Origin of the sequence: Mesorhizobium sp. M1348 (assembly GCF_040317925.1) — a bacterium.
Classification (GTDB): domain Bacteria; phylum Pseudomonadota; class Alphaproteobacteria; order Rhizobiales; family Rhizobiaceae; genus Mesorhizobium.
This window is the reverse complement of the sequence record NZ_JAMYLH010000003.1, coordinates 339,504-357,166: the sequence shown is the minus strand read 5'-3', so window position 1 is coordinate 357,166 and position 17,663 is coordinate 339,504. Positions and strand designations below refer to the sequence as shown.

Annotated in this window: 19 protein-coding genes; 11 read left to right on the top strand and 8 right to left on the bottom strand. The window is 63.3% G+C overall.

What is annotated here, in order from left to right:
• Positions 1–8 precede the first annotated feature (8 nt).
• Complete coding sequence (gene ligD, locus NKH13_RS08765; RefSeq protein WP_352912175.1) at positions 9–2,507, top strand: DNA ligase D; 2,499 nt, start codon at positions 9–11, stop codon at positions 2,505–2,507.
• Positions 2,508–2,729: 222 nt separating this feature from the next.
• Here ligD and NKH13_RS08760 read toward each other — a convergent pair whose 3' ends face one another.
• Positions 2,730–3,404 (bottom strand): ArsR/SmtB family transcription factor, encoded by a 675-nt coding sequence (locus tag NKH13_RS08760; protein WP_352716050.1) that lies wholly within the window; start codon positions 3,402–3,404, stop codon positions 2,730–2,732.
• A 68-nt stretch (positions 3,405–3,472) separates the two neighbouring features.
• On the opposite strand from NKH13_RS08760, the gene NKH13_RS08755 reads away from it, so the two are divergent.
• The 3 genes from NKH13_RS08755 (at position 3,473) to NKH13_RS08745 (ending at position 4,460) form a co-directional block, all read left to right on the top strand.
• Positions 3,473–3,688 (top strand): YjiS-like domain-containing protein, encoded by a 216-nt coding sequence (locus NKH13_RS08755; protein WP_352912173.1) that lies wholly within the window; start codon positions 3,473–3,475, stop codon positions 3,686–3,688.
• Positions 3,689–3,786: 98 nt separating this feature from the next.
• The gene (locus tag NKH13_RS08750) at positions 3,787–4,119 is read left to right on the top strand and encodes an NIPSNAP family protein (protein WP_023679000.1); all 333 of its coding nucleotides are present in this window, start codon (positions 3,787–3,789) and stop codon (positions 4,117–4,119) included.
• Positions 4,116–4,460 (top strand): antibiotic biosynthesis monooxygenase family protein, encoded by a 345-nt coding sequence (locus tag NKH13_RS08745; RefSeq protein WP_352716056.1) that lies wholly within the window; start codon positions 4,116–4,118, stop codon positions 4,458–4,460. The genes NKH13_RS08750 and NKH13_RS08745 overlap by 4 nt, the downstream gene beginning before the upstream one ends.
• 6 nt (positions 4,461–4,466) lie before the next feature.
• On the opposite strand, the gene mbfA is transcribed toward NKH13_RS08745, so the two are convergent.
• The gene (mbfA, locus tag NKH13_RS08740) at positions 4,467–5,450 is read right to left on the bottom strand and encodes an iron exporter MbfA (RefSeq protein ID WP_352473594.1); all 984 of its coding nucleotides are present in this window, start codon (positions 5,448–5,450) and stop codon (positions 4,467–4,469) included.
• Positions 5,451–5,631: 181 nt separating this feature from the next.
• Between mbfA and NKH13_RS08735 the strand changes: the two genes are divergently transcribed.
• From NKH13_RS08735 to NKH13_RS08725, 3 genes are all read left to right on the top strand, one after another.
• Positions 5,632–5,949, top strand: coding sequence for a hypothetical protein (locus tag NKH13_RS08735; RefSeq protein WP_292656954.1), 318 nt, complete (start codon positions 5,632–5,634; stop codon positions 5,947–5,949).
• A gap of 203 nt (positions 5,950–6,152) precedes the next feature.
• Positions 6,153–7,130, top strand: a complete 978-nt coding sequence (locus NKH13_RS08730) for a threonine/serine dehydratase family protein (protein WP_352912171.1) — start codon at positions 6,153–6,155, stop codon at positions 7,128–7,130.
• A 92-nt stretch (positions 7,131–7,222) separates the two neighbouring features.
• Positions 7,223–7,861 (top strand): glutathione S-transferase family protein, encoded by a 639-nt coding sequence (locus NKH13_RS08725; protein WP_352716063.1) that lies wholly within the window; start codon positions 7,223–7,225, stop codon positions 7,859–7,861.
• Positions 7,862–7,893: 32 nt separating this feature from the next.
• Here the strand turns inward: NKH13_RS08725 and NKH13_RS08720 are convergent, their stop codons facing one another.
• From NKH13_RS08720 to NKH13_RS08705, 4 genes are read right to left on the bottom strand one after another with little or no spacing between them, the layout of a single operon-like run.
• Positions 7,894–9,030: an ABC transporter permease gene (locus NKH13_RS08720; protein ID WP_352912217.1), complete on the bottom strand. Its 1,137-nt coding sequence runs from the start codon at positions 9,028–9,030 to the stop codon at positions 7,894–7,896.
• An 8-nt stretch (positions 9,031–9,038) separates the two neighbouring features.
• Positions 9,039–9,959, bottom strand: coding sequence for an ABC transporter ATP-binding protein (locus tag NKH13_RS08715; RefSeq protein WP_352912169.1), 921 nt, complete (start codon positions 9,957–9,959; stop codon positions 9,039–9,041).
• Positions 9,956–10,909, bottom strand: coding sequence for an HlyD family secretion protein (locus NKH13_RS08710; protein WP_292656945.1), 954 nt, complete (start codon positions 10,907–10,909; stop codon positions 9,956–9,958). The genes NKH13_RS08715 and NKH13_RS08710 overlap by 4 nt, the downstream gene beginning before the upstream one ends.
• Positions 10,906–11,622 (bottom strand): CerR family C-terminal domain-containing protein, encoded by a 717-nt coding sequence (locus NKH13_RS08705; RefSeq protein WP_352716070.1) that lies wholly within the window; start codon positions 11,620–11,622, stop codon positions 10,906–10,908. Before NKH13_RS08705 ends, NKH13_RS08710 begins: the two co-directional genes overlap by 4 nt.
• Positions 11,623–11,710: 88 nt before the next feature.
• Here NKH13_RS08705 and NKH13_RS08700 point away from each other — a divergent pair, with 88 nt between their 5' ends.
• Genes NKH13_RS08700 through NKH13_RS08690 form a run of 3 tightly spaced genes read left to right on the top strand, consistent with a single transcriptional unit; the run spans position 11,711 to position 13,970 of the window.
• Positions 11,711–12,184 (top strand): CYTH domain-containing protein, encoded by a 474-nt coding sequence (locus tag NKH13_RS08700; RefSeq protein WP_352716072.1) that lies wholly within the window; start codon positions 11,711–11,713, stop codon positions 12,182–12,184.
• Positions 12,181–13,128 (top strand): CHAD domain-containing protein, encoded by a 948-nt coding sequence (locus NKH13_RS08695; RefSeq protein WP_352912166.1) that lies wholly within the window; start codon positions 12,181–12,183, stop codon positions 13,126–13,128. Before NKH13_RS08700 ends, NKH13_RS08695 begins: the two co-directional genes overlap by 4 nt.
• A gap of 41 nt (positions 13,129–13,169) precedes the next feature.
• Positions 13,170–13,970: a C40 family peptidase gene (locus NKH13_RS08690; RefSeq protein ID WP_352912164.1), complete on the top strand. Its 801-nt coding sequence runs from the start codon at positions 13,170–13,172 to the stop codon at positions 13,968–13,970.
• Between the two features lie 132 nt (positions 13,971–14,102).
• On the opposite strand, the gene NKH13_RS08685 is transcribed toward NKH13_RS08690, so the two are convergent.
• Positions 14,103–14,906 carry a helix-turn-helix domain-containing protein gene (locus NKH13_RS08685; RefSeq protein WP_352912162.1) on the bottom strand — a complete coding sequence of 268 codons (804 nt, stop codon included), beginning with the start codon at positions 14,904–14,906 and terminating at the stop codon, positions 14,103–14,105.
• A gap of 115 nt (positions 14,907–15,021) precedes the next feature.
• Here NKH13_RS08685 and NKH13_RS08680 point away from each other — a divergent pair, with 115 nt between their 5' ends.
• Positions 15,022–15,882 (top strand): SMP-30/gluconolactonase/LRE family protein, encoded by an 861-nt coding sequence (locus tag NKH13_RS08680; protein WP_352912160.1) that lies wholly within the window; start codon positions 15,022–15,024, stop codon positions 15,880–15,882.
• Positions 15,883–15,898: 16 nt separating this feature from the next.
• Here the strand turns inward: NKH13_RS08680 and NKH13_RS08675 are convergent, their stop codons facing one another.
• Positions 15,899–17,611, bottom strand: a complete 1,713-nt coding sequence (locus NKH13_RS08675; protein WP_352716082.1) for a SulP family inorganic anion transporter — start codon at positions 17,609–17,611, stop codon at positions 15,899–15,901.
• Positions 17,612–17,663: the final 52 nt, after the last annotated feature.

Genomic DNA, 17,663 nt, shown 5'->3' with positions numbered 1-17,663 from the left:
ATCAGACCATGGCCAGCCTCGAGCAGTATCACGCCAAGCGCAATTTCAAGAAGACCGCCGAACCGGCCGGCAAGCTCTCGCGCGGCAAGAAAGCCGAGCCGGGTGGCATTTTCGTCATCCACAAGCATGCCGCCACCCGGCTCCACTACGACCTGCGCCTTGAGCATGGCGGTGTGCTGTGGAGCTGGGCGGTGACGCGAGGCCCGAGCCTCGACCCGCACGAAAAGCGGCTCGCCGTCCACGTCGAGGACCACCCGATCGACTATGCGCCGTTTGAAGGCACTATCCCCAAGGGCCAATATGGCGGCGGCTCGGTCATCGTCTGGGACGAGGGAACTTGGGTCCCCGATGGCGACCCGGCAAAGGCAATGAAGAAAGGCCACATCAACTTCGAATTGCACGGCCACAAATTGCATGGCGCCTGGCATCTGGTGCGGCTGAAGCCGCGTCCGGGCGAAAAGCGTGACAACTGGTTGCTGATCAAATCCGACGATGCCGCCGCGCGTCCGGGCGAGGACATTTTGCAGGAGGCGCCGCAATCGGTGAAATCCGGCCTGACCATCGAGGAGGTCGGCGAAGGCAAGACCGCCGACGGCAAGAAGCCAAGGGTCTGGCAGTCCGACAGGCCGGCTACCGGCAAGAAGGCAGTCGCGGCAAGGCGGCTCGAATTCATCGAACCGGCGCTCGCAACGCTGGAGCGGGACGCTCCGCCCGGCAAGGACTGGCTGCATGAGGTGAAGTTCGACGGCTATCGCATGCAGGCGCAGCTTGCCGGCACCGAGGTGCGGCTTTTGACACGCACCGGCCTCGACTGGACCGACAAATTCGGTGGCGCAATTGTCGCGGCACTTGGCGGCCTGAAATGCACCGATGCGATCATCGACGGCGAAATCGTCGTGCTGGCGGATAACGGTGTCTCGTCATTCTCGCTGCTGCAGCAAGATCTGTCGGCGGGCCGTACGGACCGTTTCATCTACTATGTCTTCGACCTGTTGCGTCTCAACGGTGAGGATATCCGTTCCGAGCCGCTGGTCGAGCGCAAGGAAAGGCTGCGCACCTTGCTCGCCGGACAGGCCGAGGATCAGGCCGTGCGCTTCAGCGACCACTTTGCCGAGCCCGGCAAGATCATGCTGGAGCACGCTTGCCGCCTGGGCCTCGAAGGCGTCGTCTCCAAGCGCGCCGATGCGCCCTACCGCAGCGGCCGTGTTCCCTCGTGGGTGAAGTCGAAATGCACGGCACGCCAGGAATTCGTCATCGGCGGCTACATGCCGTCGGACAAGACCGGGCGCGGCCTGCGCTCGCTGCTGGTCGGCTATCACGAGGGCGGCAAGCTGCGCTATGCCGGCCGCGTCGGCACCGGCTTCACGGCCAAAAGCACCAACGAACTGAAGAAGAGGCTTGATGCGCTGAAGACGACAACCTCGCCCTTCGACAGGGCGGTGCCAAGGGGCAAGGGGCTGGTCTGGGTCAAGCCCGAACTTGTCGGCGAAGTGGAGTTTCGCAGTTGGACGTCGGACCGTATAATACGCCACGCCTCGTTCCAGGGATTGCGCGAGGACAAGCCGGCGGAGGAAGTCGTGCAGGAGAAACCGAAAGCACGCTCAGCCGCGGCAGAGCCGAAGCCAAAGCCCGCCAAACCCGCAGGCGCGGCGAAAAGCGCGGTTACACTGTCCCGCCCGGACAAGCTTCTGTGGCCCGAGGAGAACGTCTCGAAGCAGCATCTGGTCGATCACTACGCGCTGGTCTGGCCGCGCATGAAGCAATTCGTCATAAACCGGCCGCTCAGCCTCGTGCGGGCGCCGGACGGGGTCGGCGGCCAACGGTTCTTCCAAAAACATGCCTCGGCCGGCATGCACGACAAGATCGCCGTGATGAAGGATCCCACCGACGGCGAGGAGATATTGTTCATCCGCGATTTCGACGGTGTCGTGGCCCTGGTGCAGCTCGGCGTCGTCGAGATCCACATCTGGGGCTCGACCACGGACGAGCTGGAAAAACCCGACCAGATCATCTTCGATCTCGATCCCGACGAGGGTGTCGACGTGAAGGCGGTGCGTGCCGCGGCGCTCGATATCCGCAGCCGGCTCGACGAACTGTCCCTGCCGAATTTCGTCAAGACCTCGGGCGGCAAGGGCTATCATGTCCTCGTGCCGCTGAAGCCGTCGGCGGACTGGGACGAAGTCAAAGGCTTCGCCCATGAGTTCGCCCGAGCGCTCGAACAGGCGGCACCCGACCGATACACGGCGACGCTGTCGAAGAAGGCGCGCACGGGCAAGATTTTCGTCGATTATCTGCGCAATGGCCGCGGCGCCACCACGGTTGCACCTTATTCGTCGCGCGCCAAGAAAGGCGCCACAGTTTCGATGCCGGTGACCTGGGCGGAAATCGAGGCCGGATTGCCGCCGAACGCCTTTCCGATCGGCGACAAGACGACGCTGAAGCGGCTCGGGCAAGCCGATCCCTGGGCGGATTTTTTCAAGCAGGCCAAGCCGCTCAAGCGCGGCTAATGCATGTCGCGCAAAAGTGTGCAGCGGTTTTGCGATGACGACATGCATCAAAACAAGAACCTAAAGCGCGTCGCATGAGGCCGGTCGAACGCGACGCGCTTTAGAGCAATTCCAGGAAAAGTGTGAAACGGTTTTCCGTCCGGAATTGCGTCAAAACAAAAAGATAGAGTGGTTCGGCGTTTCCGTGAAACGCTGACCCTTCCAGCGCATCGAAGCGCGCCGTCAGGCGAGAAACGTCTTCTCGAAGGCCTGCTTGCCTATCGGTGAAAAGATCACGGCACGGCTGTCCTTCTCGCGCCGTGCCCATTTCTCGGCGAGGATCTTGTCGAGAATGGCGGCGCCCAGCGTGCCGGCGAGGTGCGAACGCCGCACGCTCCAGTCGAGGCAGGCACGGCACACCGGCCGCCGCGCTTTGGTATGGATGTCGATGCCGATCGCGGCGAAATGCGAGGCGGCCGACAGCCCAAGCTGGATCTCCTTGTCGTCACGCAGGAGCACTTGTCGAGCGACAAGACGGTCCAGCATCGCCACCGCCTGCTCGCCGGCGAGGTGGTCGTAGCAGACCCGCGCCACGCGCATGGCCGCGTCGCGAGGGCCGGGTCGCACCCGCTGCGGCCCGACAGCAGCAGCGACGCCGGTGATCGCCTCGATCATTCCAGCCACCTGCGGGCCGGCGAGGCCGTAATAGCGGTGCCGCCCCTGGCTCGCCAGCGTCAGCAGCCCGCCTTCCATCAGCTTCGACAGATGGGAGCTCGCTGTTGGAAGCGACACGCCGGCTTCCAGTGCCAGTTCGCTCGCCGTCAGTGCCGTGCCGCCCATCAGTGCGGACAGCATGTTTGCCCGCGCCGGATCGCCCACCAGGCTGGCAATGCGGGCTATGTCGGGGCCTTCGCGCATAGTTCGTTCCTCATCGAAGCATCCTCGTCAGATAAGCATTAATCTCGATGCAAATCAAGGAGACAACGATGCCTGCAAGGACCATTCTCAGCGCCGCGCCTGCTCGCCGGCCGTTCCCGTTCATTGTCTTGCGCCGCTTGCGGCTGCGGCTCCTGGCGCGGTGGTACGACCGCCATTTGCAGCGTCTCGACCTCGCCGAGATCGACGATCATCTGCTGGATGACCTTGGCCTGACACCCGAAGACGTCCGCCGCGAATGCGCGAAATCCTTCTGGCAAACCTGACCGGCCAGCGAATTTGCCTAGCATATCGATCTTCGGAACGTTTCGACCTGGCTCGAACTGTGACCGCAAGAAAACATCTACCGCCAAGGAGGCGAAAAATGACCATCACCTGCTTCATCCGCTACGAGATCGATCCGTTCGGCAAGGCTGCGTTCGAGGAATATGCCCGCAATTGGGGGCAGGCGATCCCGCGCTGCGGCGCCGATCTGATCGGCTATTTCGCGCCGCACGAAGGCTCGGCCACCACAGCTTATGCCGCCTACAACATCGACAGTCTTGCGGCCTACGAAGCCTACCGCGCCCGGCTCGCCGCCGATCCCGCCGGCAAGGCGAATTACGAGTTCGCCCGGCGGGAAAAATTCATCCTGAAGGAGGACCGCATCTTCCTCAAGCTAGCCTCTGGGCCGCATGCTCCTTTGGTGAAGCCATGATCGCCGTCATCTTCGAGGTTGAGCCGGCGGCGGGCATGCGCGATGCCTATCTCAGCATCGCCGCCGACCTGCGGCCGCTGCTCGACGGCATCGACGGTTTCCTGTCGATCGAGCGCTTCCAGAGCCTTGCCGATCCGAACCGCATCCTGTCGCTGTCCTTCTGGCGCGACGAGGACGCGGTGAAGGCCTGGCGCAACACGCAGGAACATCGGCAGGCGCAGAAGGCCGGGCGCGGCGGTATCTTTGCGGACTATCGTTTGCGCATCGCCCATGTCGTGCGCGATTACGGCCTGACCGAACGCGCCGAGGCGCCAGCAGATAGCCGGGTAGTGATCGGATAGGGACTGCTATGCATTCCCGATCAGCACCCCTGCCGCAAACACCAGTGCGCCACCCAGCACCACCTGGAAGGCGGCGCGCCAGAACGGCGTCTGCATATAGCGGTTCTGCACGAAGGCGATCGCCCACAGCTCGAAGAAAACCACCACGGCGGCGACAATGGTCGCCGTCCAGAAAAGCGGGATGAGATAGGGCAGCGCATGGCCGAGCCCGCCCAGCGTCGTCATGACGCCGACGGTCAGCCCGCGTTTTGCCGGCGAGCCGCGGCCCGATAATTTGCCGTCGTCGGAAGCCACCTCGGTGAAACCCATCGAGATGCCAGCGCCGATCGAAGCGGCAAGCCCGACCAGAAAGGTCTGGAACGTATCATGCGTGGCAAAGGCGGCGGCAAAGATCGGCGCCAGCGTCGACACCGACCCATCCATCAGCCCGGCCAGCCCCGGTTGCACGTAGGTCAGGATGAACTGGCGCTGCTCGGCTGCCGCCTCTTCGTCCTTGACCGCGCCAGGCACATGCTTTTGCTCCAGCCGCTGCGCCAGTGTCTCGTGGCCCTGTTCTGCGATTGCCAGGTCGTCGAGCAGCTTTCGCGTCGACGCATCGCCTGTGCGTTTGGCCGCCTCGATATAGAACAGGTAGGCCTGCCGCTCCATGGCCTCGGCTTGGCTGCGCACATGATCGATGCCGAGCGGCCTCACCAGCCAGTCCGGCTTGCGCTCGTAATAGCCCTTCACATGTTCGCGCCGGATCAGCGGTATGCGCTCGCCGAAACGCTTGCGGTAAAGCTCGATCAGTGAATCGCGATGGCCGTCCTCCTCCTCCGCCATCTCCTCGAACACCTTGGCCGATTGCGGAAAGCTCTCCGCCAGCCCGTCGGCATAGGCGCGATAGATGCGCCCGTCATCCTCCTCGGAGGAGATGGCGAGCGCCAGGATCTCCTGTTCCGAGAGCGATTCAAAGGGACGGCGGCCGAAGCCGAAAACGCGGGAAAGCATGAGAAATTCACCCTAGTTTAGAATAGTTCTAAACTATGATCTTGCACGTCGCCGGTCAATCGTGTGCGCTCCACTCATGCTCAAAAGGTACAGGCTTCAAAATCCCGAACAGGTTGCCGTTTGCTATCGGCAAACGTTCACTTATATAACCGAATCTCAACCAAGAGAGAGGAACCCGCAGATGCCGGAAAAACAGCAGCCGTTTGATCCCAAACCGGTTCTCGACCTGATCGCTAATATTGAGGCGGATCTGCAGCGCCTGAAAGGTCTGGTCGAGCAGCAGGTCGAAAAATTCGATCCCGCCAATCCGCACAACAAGGCTCCCGACGGCAAGTTGACCGAGGAGGGCGTCGAGTGCTGCTACCGGCTGTTCGACGAGGGCAAGTCGCGCTATTCGGTCGCCCAACAGATGAAGATCTCCTTCGCCGCCGCCACCCACCGCTTCAACACCTGGCGCAAGATGGGCGGCTCCAAACGGCAAAAGACGCTGTTGGGGTGAGGAGCGGCCGGCCAGGCCGGTCAATCGGCAACGATTTGTCGATTGAAGCGACGAATGCATGGCGGAGGGCCGAGGAGGCGGTCGGTGACAGTCACGCCCTACTCCTGCCTCCAGGACGAATTGTAACCGTCACATTTTTTCATTGGTGCGCGGCCTCCCTTTCCGTGCACCATAGGCGGTCTCATCTCTTGCAGGACCTAGCCATGACCACCCCTCCCGGCATCGCCGATATTCACAGCGCAGCAGTGCGATTGTCCGGACTGATCGTCGAAACGCCGCTGATCGAATCGCCGGAGTTAAACAAGCGCTTCGGCGCCAGGATCCTGTTCAAGCCGGAGACGTTGCAGCGCACCGGCTCGTTCAAGTTCCGCGGTGCATACAACAAGCTCTCCTCGCTCTCGGCGGAAGAACGCGCCCGCGGCGTCGTCGCCTTCTCCTCGGGTAATCACGCGCAAGGCGTTGCCGCCGCAGCGGCGATGTTCGGCGTCAAGGCCGTCATCGCCATGCCCACCGATGCGCCGGCGATGAAAGTCGGCAATGTCAGGAAGATGGGCGCGGAAGTGATCACCTTCGACCGGGTCCGCGACGATCGCACTGCCGTCGTCCGTTCTTACGTGGAAAAGGGCATGGTCCTGGTGCCGCCCTACGACGATCCAGCCATCATCGCCGGCCAGGGCACGATCGGCCTCGAATTGATACGCCAAGCAAAAGCGCTTGGCGTCAGCCTCGATGCGGTGGTGGTTCCCTGTGGCGGTGGCGGCTTGAGCAGCGGCATTTCGATCGCGGTCAAGGACGCCTCGCCGGGCACCGCCGTCTGGGCGGTGGAACCCGAGCATTTCGACGACACACGCCGCTCGCTGATCAAAGGCGCCAGGGTGTCGAACGCGCCCGGCCACACCTCGATCTGCGATGCCCTTCTCGTCGCCGAGCCGGGCGCGATCACTTTCGAGATTAACCGCAAGAATCTTGCCGGCGCCATCGCCGTTTCCGACAAGGCGGTGGCACAGGCGATGCGCGATGCGATGGCTTGCCTGAAGCTGGTGGTCGAACCTGGCGGTTGCGTCGGCTTGGCCGCGCTGTCGTCAGCCGAGATCGACCTTGCCGGGAAATCCATTGCCGTGGTGCTCTCCGGCGGCAATGTCGATCTCAGCACCTATGCCGAGATCATTGCTGCCGGCTAAGATAGCGACCAGTTCCAGGTCATGTGCCGGTTCGAGGTGCTTGAGCGTCCGTTGCGCCCGGTCGAACCGGTACCCTCCAAAGACTGAGATCGATGAAACTGTTCTTCAGCCGCAATCCCAATCCTCGCCTCGCGGTCGCGGTGGCACGGTATCTCAAAGCCAAGGTAGAGTTCGAATTCGCCTCTCCCTTCGCTCCGGGGCAGGCCAAGCGCTTTCGGCCGCTCAATCCAAATCTTTCATTGCCCATCCTTGTAGGCCTGGGAAAAAGCCTCTGGGAGGCCGACGCCATAGCCTGCCGGCTTTCACGCGACACGCATTCGCATTTCTGGCGCACCGGCGACGACGAGCCCGAGATGATTAGATGGCTGAGTTGGGGGAAAGAGAACTTCGCAAGAGCCTGCGATGTCGTGCATTTCGAGCGCGGGACCAAACAGCGCTATGGGCTCGGCCCGATCGATCAGGCGCGGGTTGAGGAGGGCCTGAGGGACTTCAGTACCGCCGCTGTAATACTTGATGCCGAGCTTTCCCAGCGAGAATGGCTGGTCGGAAATTCGGTCTCCTACGCCGACTTTCGAATGGCGACGTTTCTGCCCTTCAACGACGTCGCCCGATTGCCTCTCGATGATTATCCTTCTGTCGGCCGCTGGTATCGGCAGCTTGAAGAAATCGACGCCTGGCGCGATCCATTCGAAGGGCTCAATGCACCTGAATTGACACCGGTCCCGGGCTAGGCCAAGGCCGTGTGAATCTCGATCATTTGACCCTAATCCAGCGTCCGGCGGAATCGCACCAGCGCAATGCTGGCGAACAGCGCCACGAACACCACCAGCCAGCCGATTTCCGTTGCCACCGCCGGCAGCTCGGCGCCCTTCAGCATCACTGCGCGGATGATGCGCAGGAAATGCGTCAGCGGCAGCACCTCGCCGAAGACCTGCGCCCAGTCCGGCATGCCGCGATAGGGGAACATGAAGCCGGACAGCATGATCGACGGCAGGAAGAAGAAGAAGGTGAGCTGCAGGGCCTGCATTTGCGTGCGGGCGATCGTCGAGATCGTGTAGCCGAGCAGCACCAGCGCCAAGACGAAGATCAGGACCGCCGTCAATAGCAGCGACATCGACCCGGTGAAGGGGATGGCAAACAGAAGCTTCGAGGCCGCCAGCACCACCAGCACCTGCACGGCGCCGACCGCCAGATAGGGCAGCACCTTGCCCAGCATGATCTCGAGCGGGCTGGACGGCATCGCCAGAAGGTTCTCCATTGTGCCGCGCTCGGTCTCGCGCGTCAGCGCGATCGAGGTCATCATCACCATCGTCATTTGCAGGATGACGCCCAGCAGGCCGGGCACGATGTTGTATTGCGAGACGGCTTCCGGATTATAGCGCCGGTGCACCACCACCTGGAGCTGGCCCCGGGCAGCTTCGGCCGCCGTCTCCTGCATGCCGCGTGCCCTGAGCAGCGCCTGGTTGGCAACTGTGCCGAGCGTCGAGATGGCGCCGCTGGCGACGGCCGGGTCGGTCGCATCCGCCTCGATCAGGATCTGCGGACTATCGCCGCGCTCGACCCGTCGGGCAAAATCGGCGGGAATGGTGACGACGAAGGCGACGTCGCCGCGCGCCATCAGGAATTCGGCTTCGGCGGCACTTTGCGCGACATGGTCGAAGCGGTAATAGCCGGTGGTCTGCAGCGCCGAAACCATGGCCCGCGTGTAAGGATCGCTGCTCATCACCACCAGCGCTGCCGGCAGGCTCTTCGGGTCGTTGTTGATGGCATAGCCGAACAGCACCAGCTGCATCAGCGGCACCCCCAGCATCATGGCGAAGGTGATGCGGTCGCGCCGCATCTGGATGAACTCCTTGATCAGCAGCGCGCCGAGCCTGGCAAAGGAAAAGACGCTGTTTATCCCATTTTTCATCCCATGTTGTCCTTCGAACCGGACATGAACTGGATGAACACATCCTCCAGGCTGGTCTCGCCAGGCGATACCGTGACGCCCTTGTGCTCTTTCTCGACATCGGCGAGCGCTGCCTGAAGCGCCTTCCTGTCGGAGCCGACGACATGCAGCGTCGCGCCGAACGGCGCCACTTGATCGACGCCGGGGCGGCCACTGAGTGCGGTCGCGACCTGGTCGAGGCGCGGCCCTTGCAGGACGAAGGTGGTCAGGCCAGCGTTCCTCACCACGTCCTCGACCGTGCCGGTAGCCAGCATCTTGCCATAGGAGATGTAGCTGATGCGATGGCAGCGCTCGGCCTCGTCCATGTAATGGGTGGAGACCAGCACGGTCAGCCCGCCGCTCGCCAGCCGGTGGATCTCGTCCCAGAATTCGCGCCTGGCCTTCGGATCGACGCCAGCCGTCGGTTCGTCGAGCAGCAGCAGTTTCGGCTTGTGCATGATGCAGGCGGCCAGCGCCAGCCGCTGCTTCCAGCCGCCGGACAAGGTGCCGGCCAGCTGGTTCCTGCGCGATGTCAGGCCGAGCTCCTCAAGCGTCTTAGCCACATGCTCGTCGAGCGGCTTCAGCCGGTAGAGCCGCGCCACGAATTCGAGATTCTCGCCGATCGTCAGGTCTTCGTAGAACGAGAATCTCTGCGTCATGTAGCCGACTTCGCGCTTGATCCGCAGGCTGTCGGTGCGGATGTCGAAGCCCAGGACCGTGCCTTCACCCTCATCCGGCGTCAGCAAGCCGCACATGATGCGGATGGTCGTCGTCTTGCCTGAGCCGTTCGGCCCGAGGAAGCCGACGATCTCGCCCTCGGCCACCGTCATCGTCACATGGTCGACAACGGTCTTGTCGCCGAAGCGTTTGACCAGGCCGTGCACGTCGATGACGTTCATTTTCCGATGTCCGCCAGATCGACGTCGACGATCTGCCCGGGCTGCAATGCGCTGGCGTCGCCCTCCGGCCGCGCTTCGACCAGATAGACCAGCTTTTGCCGGGTCTCGAGCGAGTAGATCACCGGCGGCGTGAATTCCGGATCCGGCGACACATAGCTGACGCGAGCCTTCACGCCCGATCCGCAACCGTCGCAATGGACGTTGAGTAGCGTGCCGACCTCGACCGACGAGAACGCGCTTTCCGGCACATAGACGCTAAGCTTCACCGCGCCGTCCGGCAGCATGGAGATGACCGGCGCGGTCGGACCGGCCGTGTCGCCTGGATAGCGGATGACATCGTTGACCCGGCCGGGCGAGGGCGCCGTCAGCACACGCTTCGACAGCCGCCATTGCGCTTGCTCCAGGGCCGATTGCGCCTGCCTGACCTGATTGTCGGCGGCCTTGATCGTCTCCGGCCGTGCCGGCAGGCCGCCGACGGCGAGATTGGCCTCCGCCTGACCGACCTGTGCGTTGGCCGTCTCCAGCGTCGCGGAAGCCGTATCATAGTCCGCCTGTGTGCCGGTGCCGCGTTTGAACAGATCGCTGGCGCGGATGTATCGGCGTTTGGCATCGGCGGCTTGCGCCTTGGCCATGTCGACCTGCGCCTTGAGCACCGCGATCTCTTCCGGCCGTTTGCCGACCTGCAGGTCGGCAAGTTGCGCCTGGGCCTGCGCAAGGGCCGCCTCGGCTTGTGCGATGGCGATCTTGGCGTCGGCGTTTTCCAGCGTCACCACCGGCGTGCCGGGCGCGACGCGGTCGCCGCGCTTGACCGCAATCGTCTCGACCTGCGCCACCTCGATCGGCGCCAGCAGCACATAATCGCCCTCGACGTAGCCGACGGCGAGCGGTGCTGCCGGCGCGCAGGCGCTGAAAAGCTGGGCGGCAAGCGGCAAAGAACAGAGCAGGCTCATGATCCACGATCCTTCCGTACAACCAAATCGCGCCGAGCTAAAATCGCGCTGAGATTGTCGGTTACTGTCGCCGCGATCTTGCCGGCCTCGTCATCGCCGATCTCGCGCCAGCCCATCCGGCGCATAACCGCCTCGCGACCGATGCGGAAGTAGACGACCTGGCCGATCAGCGTGAATACGGTGAGTTTTGTGCGCTCGCTCTCGGCCGGCTCGCCCGTCGCCTGTTCCCAGATCAGGCAGAGCCGGTGATGCGCCGGTTCGAACACGCCATCATAGATACGGTCGAGCGCGGCGGTTGGATGCGACAGCTCACGCAGGACGAACTGCACAATCTCGCCGGCTTCCGGCCTTGCCGCGATGAAGGCGACCATCCGCTCCAGCGCGACGGCTAAATGTGCCCGCGCGGCCTCGGTATCCGCCAATGCCGCGGGCGGCGCCTGCAGATTGCCGATCGCCTGGCCGGCAACGGTCTGGATGGTGTCGACGATGTAGTCGGCCGCCGCGTTGCGGAGCCCTTCCTTGCCGCCGAAATGATAGGCGATCGAGCCGATATTGGCCTTGGCCTCAGCCGCGATCTGGCGCGTCGACGTGCCGTCGAAACCCTGGCGTCCGAACAGCTTCAGCGCCGCGCGCACGAGTGCCGTCCGCGTCATATCTGCGGCGGTCTTGGGCGCCTCATGAGGAAGGCCGCTGGCGTTGGGCGATTTGATCATGGCCGGCAATTTAATCAATCGAATGATTAAAGTCAAGTGCGGTCAAGCGGCTTGCCAACTCTGGCCGTGCGCGCTTTAGTGCCTGACCATGGGCAAGGAAATCGAGCGTAAATTCCTGGTCTCAGGTGAGGAATGGCGGGCAATCGTCGAGGCGGACATTCATATCCGTCAATTCTATCTTGTCGCCGAACCCAGCCGTACGGTGCGTGTGCGCATCAGCAATGATGCCGCCGCCAAGCTGACGCTCAAGTTCGGCAGCCAGGCACGCGAGCGCGATGAATTCGAATATCCGGTGCCTTTGGCGGAGGCGCAGGAGATGCAAGCCTTTGCCATCGGACGTGTCATCGAGAAGACACGCCACCATGTTAGACACCGCGGCTATCTCTACGAAGTCGATGTCTTCGGCGGGACGCTTGCGGGGTTGGTGATCGCCGAGCTCGAGACGCCGGAGGATGTACCGGACGAAATGCTGCCAGATTGGCTCGGCCGTGAAGTCACCGGCGAGCCGAGATATTACAACGCGTCGCTCGCCCTTGGGGGGATTCCGGAGATCGTCGCATGAGCTTTCGTATCGATCCGCGCACGTCGCTGACCGGCGAGGTCAGGCGCATCCTCGCCGATGAGATCGGCAAGGCGATCGACCATCTGAACGCGGCGCGTGACAGGCCCGAACAGGGGCTGCACAAATGCCGCAAACGGCTGAAGAACGTCCGCGCGTTGCTGCGCCTTGTCCGTTCCGGAGACGAAACATTCTGCGTGACCGAGAATCAGTGCTACCGCCAGGTGGCGGCCCTGCTTGCTGGTCCGCGCGAGGCGACCGCGCTGGTCGAAACAATTGACCGGCTGGCGGCAAGCTTTCCCGAGCAAATTGCCGGCGGTGGCCTCGATGCCGTGCGTGACAGGCTCGTCGCGCGCCAGCATGAACTGCATGGCGGAGCAGGCCTCGATGCCGCGATAGGCGCGGCGATCGCCGCATGCGAGGAAGGTGTCGCAAGGATCGACAAGCTCGCTCTGCCCGACCAGCCGGAGCAGGCTGCCGACGTGCTCGCCGAAGGCGCGCGCACCACTTTGCGCCGCGCCAGGAAAGCGCTGGACAAGGCGGCTTCGCGCGGCGAAGCCGATGACTTTCACGATCTGCGCAAGGCGGCCAAGACGCATGGCATGCACCTGTCGCTGCTCGGCCGGCTGTGGCCGACGCCGATCAAAGCCCGGCGCAAGGCCGTCGACGAATTGGGCGAGCGGCTCGGCGAACTGCACGATGTGTTCGTCATGCGCGCGCTTCTCGATGCCGAGGACCAGCCGCTTGGCCCCCCTGAGGAGACGCGGTTGCTTGCCAAGCTGCTGAAGCGCTCGGAAAAGAGCCTGAAAAAGACCTGCCTCGCCGAGGCGGCCGGGCTTTTCGGCGACAGTCCGAAGCGCTCGACGAGGAAGCTTGCCCGCAAGGTGCGCGACGATCTCACAGCGGTACCGCAGCACGAAGACGCCGGCGCGCCTGGCGTGGGCTGATCATGGTCTAATTTGCCGCCCTGTGGTAATCGCCGTCTGGCATGACCGAGCCCGGCGACACGCTTCTGGACCGACTTGGCCGCTGGCTTGCCGGCCGGCTGCAGGAGGAATCGTCCGGCTACGAGCCTTACACGCCGTCGGACGCCGAAACGCTGCGCCGCACGCTCGAGCCCGGCGACATCCTGCTCATCGAAGGCAACCAGAAGATCTCGGCGGCGATCAAATACCTCACCCAGTCGACCTGGTCGCATGCCGCCTTCTATGTCGGCGATGCATTACCTGAGCCGGAGGACGGATCGGAACGGCGGCGCCTGATCGAGGTCACGCTCGGCGATGGCTGCATCGCCGTGCCGTTGTCGCGCTACCGCAGCTACAACACTCGCATCTGCCGGGCGAGCGGCCTGGCTCCCGAAGATCGCGAAGCGGTCGTCGCCTTCATGATCGGCAGGCTCGGTCTCAGATACGATCTCAAGAACATATTCGACATGCTGCGCTACTTCTTGCCGACGCCGCCGGTACCGGTACGTTGGCGCCGCCGCATGCTGGCTTTCGGTTCCGGCGACCCGACGCGCGCCATCTGCTCGTCGCTGATCGCGGAGGCTTACGGCCAGATCCGCTACCCGATCCTACCCGAGATTACCCGGGCGCCCGGCCGTGCTTCGGCCCAATCGAGCTATTCGCGCAAGGAAATCCTGCACATCCGCCACCACTCGCTCTACACGCCGCGCGACTTCGACCTGTCGCCCTATTTCCGCATCGTCAAGCCGACGCTGGAATACGGCTTCGACTACCGGCAGATGGTCTGGGATGACAAGGTGGCGGCGAACAAGACCGCCGAATAGCCGCTCGATCTTGTGTTTGGGCAAGGGACGCTCTGAGAACCGGTTTCCGGCCGATACTCAGGGGTAAGAAGCTCAGTCAGACTGGCTGCCGCCAAGAGTCCGAACTCGGTCGTTCAGTGATTGTGTTTTGACCTAGGCCGGCAGACGCCGTCCGTTTGCGGCGGCCGCAACTCGATCGTCCGTCCGCGCGCCTGCGTCGCGCGGATGTGGCCCGATTGGCATGATCACCGGGAACGGCGTTGCGCCGAACGCAAACGTCCATTTGTAGCCGACCAGTCCGTCTTCGGGCGTCGTGTGCTGGTCGTGATGAGCAAGCAATTTGGCGCGCTCCGCCAATTCCTCCGCCTCGCGCCTGACCATTTCCGCCGTTTCCGGCCGCATTCGCCTGGAGAAGCTGACGAATGTCGCCTCGCGCTCAAAATGGGTGATGGCCCAGCCGACGAAATTCTTGTTGGTCATCTCGAACAGCGGCCGCAATGGCCCGTCGAAATTCCACTGGATCGGCGCCTCGACCAGCAGCCTTGCCGACAGGCCGCGACCGAGCGCGATCAGGCCGAGTTCCTCGAGGTCGCGCAGATAGAGGAACATCGAAGCCTCGCTCAGTCCTTGTGAGCGCATGATGCCTTCGGGCGTAAATTTCTCGGAAAGCATGACGAAGACGAACAGCAGTGCCGGCCGCCCGGCGAGCTTGCGCTCGATCTCCGGCGCGATCTGGTTGGCGGGTCCTGGTCCTCTGTTCATAGAGCCGAGCACGTTCTCCAACTCCACGCCGGCGGCAGTGCAGATCTCCATCAGCCGGTCGAGCTTGCAGTTGCGCTCATGAAAGATGCGTTTCACCGTCGGCTCGGAAACACCCATGCGCTCGGCAAGGACGCGGTAGGTGATGCCCTTTGCCTTAAGCGTCCGCTTCAGCGCTTCGAAGATCAGGCCGTTCATGGGATGCACCTCTTTTGCACGATTTGGTATCAGCCTTCGGTACTAGTCCAGATAGATCTTCCCGAAAAGTATCGAAATGCCTAGCTCTCCGCCAGTCCATTACAGGAGACTAGCCATGAAAAGCCTCTTCACACCGATACTTCTCGCCATCGTCGGCATCGCGACTGCGCCGGCAGTTCAGGCCGCTGAACTCTGGCGCGCCGGCGGCCTCGAGCAACCTGAATCGGCGCTGTTCGACGCCGCCGGCCAGCGCGTTATCGTCTCGAATATCGTCGGTAATCCCGGCGAAGCCGACGGCAACGGCTATCTGTCGATCCTGTCGATGGACGGCAAGCTACTCACGCAACACTGGACCGACGGCATGGACGCGCCCAAGGGCATGTCGATTGCCGGCGAAAAACTCTACGTCGCCGACCTCACCCATGTGCGCGTCGTCGATCTCGCTAGCGGCAAGCTAGCGTCGACGATCGACGTGCCGAACGCCGTCTTCCTCAACGACATGACCGCTGATGCATCCGGCAAGATCTACGTCACCGATATGCTTGCGGATACGATCTATCGCATCGACGGCGACCGGCCGGAACTGTTCGTCAAGGATGCTTCGCTCGCTTCGCCGAATGGCATCTTCGCCGATGGCGGTCGGCTGATCGTCGCTTCCTGGGGCAAGGGCATCAAGCCCGACTTCAGCACCGCGGAGCCGGGCGGCCTGCTCTCGGTCGATCTTGCTACCAAGGCCGTTTCGCCACTGCCCGGCGCGGAAAAGTTTGCCAACCTCGATGGCGTCGTTGCCATCGGCGGCAGCATCTACGCCACCGCGTATATGACCGGCACGCTCTACCGCTACAAAGCCGGCGGCACGCCGCAAGTGGTTGCGACGTTCAAGCCGGGCAGCGCCGACATCGGCACCGACGGCAGGTCGACAATCTTCGTGCCGCTGATGAATGACGGCGAAGTCGCAGCGTTGGGCCTCGACTAAGCCGGCAACTGCCAGCTCAGACGGCGGGCGCGGCTTTCTTCAGCTGCGCCCGCGCATCCGTGATCGAGGCGGCATAAGTCACCAGCGGCCGCTTGACGCCGTGGTTGATCAGCATGCGGCGTGTCTGCGGTGAAGCGCCTGATATAATGAAGCGAACGCCGGCGCGGCTCGCCTTGTGGGCCGCGCCCTCGATGACATTGGCCGCCGTCGAATCGAAGAACGGCACCGCCGAACAGTCGAGGATGAAGTTCTTGCGCTGGTCGGCGATGCGGTCCAGCACGGTGCCGACGGTCGAGGCGGCGCCGAAGAAAAAGGCGCCCGATATCCGGTAGACAACGGTGTCGGCATCGCTCGCCTCGCTGGAATCATAGGCGCTGGCGCGGTCGGCGACGTCTTCCTGCACCAAGGATTGATGGTCCGCCTCCACCGCGATGCTTTTGGCCATGCGGTCGATGAACAGGATCGAGCCCAGCGCAAAACCGACGACGATGCCTTCGGTCAGGTCGCGGAAGATGACGATCAGGAACGTCGCCATCAGCACCAGCGCATCGCCGCGCGAGGCGCGCAGCAACGTGGCGAAGGCCTGTTTCTCGAACATGTTCCAGCACACCACCGCCAGCACGCCGGCAAGTGCTGCAAGCGGGATATAGCTGGCCAGCGGTGCTGCCACCAGCATCAGGGCAAGCAGGATGGCCGAGTGCATCATGCCTGAAACCGGTCCATGCGCGCCGGCCCGCACATTGGTCGCGGTGCGGGCAATGGTTCCGGTAGTGCAGATGCCGCCGAACAGAGCGGAGGCGACATTGGCGAAGCCTTGCGCCACCAACTCGCAATTGGAGCGATGCCGCCTTCCGGTCATGCCGTCGGCGACGACGGCCGACAGCAGCGATTCGATCGCCCCGAGCAGCGCAAAGGCGATGGCGTCCGGCAGCACGTCGATTATCCTGTCGAGGCTAAGCGGCGGGAAGGCCGGCCATTGCAGGCTGCGCGGGATGCCGCCGAAACGCGTGCCGATCGTCTCGGCCGGCATGGCGAGCAATGCAACGACGAGGGATGCCAGTCCGATGGCAATCAGCATGGCCGGCCACTTCGGCCGAAACCGCTTCAACATCGCAATGGTGATGATGGTCAGTGCCGCCACCGCGGTTGCGGCGAGGTTGATCGTTCCGGCCGCCTCGCCGATGGCCATCAGCTTCGGCACCAGCGGCCCCGGTTCCTTGCCGGCGAGCTTCAGCCCGAACAGTTCGACGATCTGGCCGGAGAAGATGATGACGGCGATGCCGGCGGTGAAGCCGACGGTCACTGGATAGGGGATGAACTTGATGTAGGTGCCAAGCCTGAGATAGCCGATGGCAAGCAGGAACAGGCCGGCCATCATCGTCGCCAGCAGCAAGCCGTCGACGCCAACCCGCGCCACTGTCGCAGCCACCAGCACAATGAAGGCGCCGGCCGGGCCGCCGATCTGGAAACGGCTGCCGCCAAGCGCCGAGACCAGGAAGCCGCCGATGATCGAGGTGTAGAGCCCGCGTTCCGGCGTCACGCCTGAAGCAATGGCAATTGCCATCGACAGCGGCAGCGCTACGATGGCGACAGTCAGCCCGGCAATGGCATCGGCCTTGAAGTGCGCGAGCGTATAGCCCTCGCGCAGCACCGTCACCAGCTTCGGCGTGAACAGTTCGGAAAATGTCGGGCGTGCCGGTTGATGCGCTGCCCGCCGGGTCTGATCCATCGAGTGCCTTCCCCATGAAACCAAGGAGGCGGCGGGATCGTCGGCAGGACTG

Bases quoted from the DNA above. Each gene is read 5' to 3' on its own strand.
- NKH13_RS08750 (WP_023679000.1), top strand. From the start codon at position 3,787: ATGACCATCACCTGCTTCATCCGCTACGAGATCGATCCGTTCGGCAAG.
- NKH13_RS08695 (WP_352912166.1), top strand. From the start codon at position 12,181: ATGAGCTTTCGTATCGATCCGCGCACGTCGCTGACCGGCGAGGTCAGG.
- NKH13_RS08705 (WP_352716070.1), bottom strand. From the start codon at position 11,622: ATGATCAAATCGCCCAACGCCAGCGGCCTTCCTCATGAGGCGCCCAAG.
- NKH13_RS08735 (WP_292656954.1), top strand. From the start codon at position 5,632: ATGCCGGAAAAACAGCAGCCGTTTGATCCCAAACCGGTTCTCGACCTG.
- NKH13_RS08730 (WP_352912171.1), top strand. From the start codon at position 6,153: ATGACCACCCCTCCCGGCATCGCCGATATTCACAGCGCAGCAGTGCGA.
- NKH13_RS08675 (WP_352716082.1), bottom strand. From the start codon at position 17,611: ATGGATCAGACCCGGCGGGCAGCGCATCAACCGGCACGCCCGACATTT.
- NKH13_RS08715 (WP_352912169.1), bottom strand. From the start codon at position 9,959: ATGAACGTCATCGACGTGCACGGCCTGGTCAAACGCTTCGGCGACAAG.
- NKH13_RS08690 (WP_352912164.1), top strand. From the start codon at position 13,170: ATGACCGAGCCCGGCGACACGCTTCTGGACCGACTTGGCCGCTGGCTT.
- NKH13_RS08745 (WP_352716056.1), top strand. From the start codon at position 4,116: ATGATCGCCGTCATCTTCGAGGTTGAGCCGGCGGCGGGCATGCGCGAT.
- ligD (WP_352912175.1), top strand. From the start codon at position 9: ATGGCCAGCCTCGAGCAGTATCACGCCAAGCGCAATTTCAAGAAGACC.
- NKH13_RS08685 (WP_352912162.1), bottom strand. From the start codon at position 14,906: ATGAACGGCCTGATCTTCGAAGCGCTGAAGCGGACGCTTAAGGCAAAG.
- NKH13_RS08680 (WP_352912160.1), top strand. From the start codon at position 15,022: ATGAAAAGCCTCTTCACACCGATACTTCTCGCCATCGTCGGCATCGCG.
- NKH13_RS08700 (WP_352716072.1), top strand. From the start codon at position 11,711: ATGGGCAAGGAAATCGAGCGTAAATTCCTGGTCTCAGGTGAGGAATGG.
- mbfA (WP_352473594.1), bottom strand. From the start codon at position 5,450: ATGCTTTCCCGCGTTTTCGGCTTCGGCCGCCGTCCCTTTGAATCGCTC.
- NKH13_RS08710 (WP_292656945.1), bottom strand. From the start codon at position 10,909: ATGAGCCTGCTCTGTTCTTTGCCGCTTGCCGCCCAGCTTTTCAGCGCC.
- NKH13_RS08725 (WP_352716063.1), top strand. From the start codon at position 7,223: ATGAAACTGTTCTTCAGCCGCAATCCCAATCCTCGCCTCGCGGTCGCG.
- NKH13_RS08755 (WP_352912173.1), top strand. From the start codon at position 3,473: ATGCCTGCAAGGACCATTCTCAGCGCCGCGCCTGCTCGCCGGCCGTTC.
- NKH13_RS08760 (WP_352716050.1), bottom strand. From the start codon at position 3,404: ATGCGCGAAGGCCCCGACATAGCCCGCATTGCCAGCCTGGTGGGCGAT.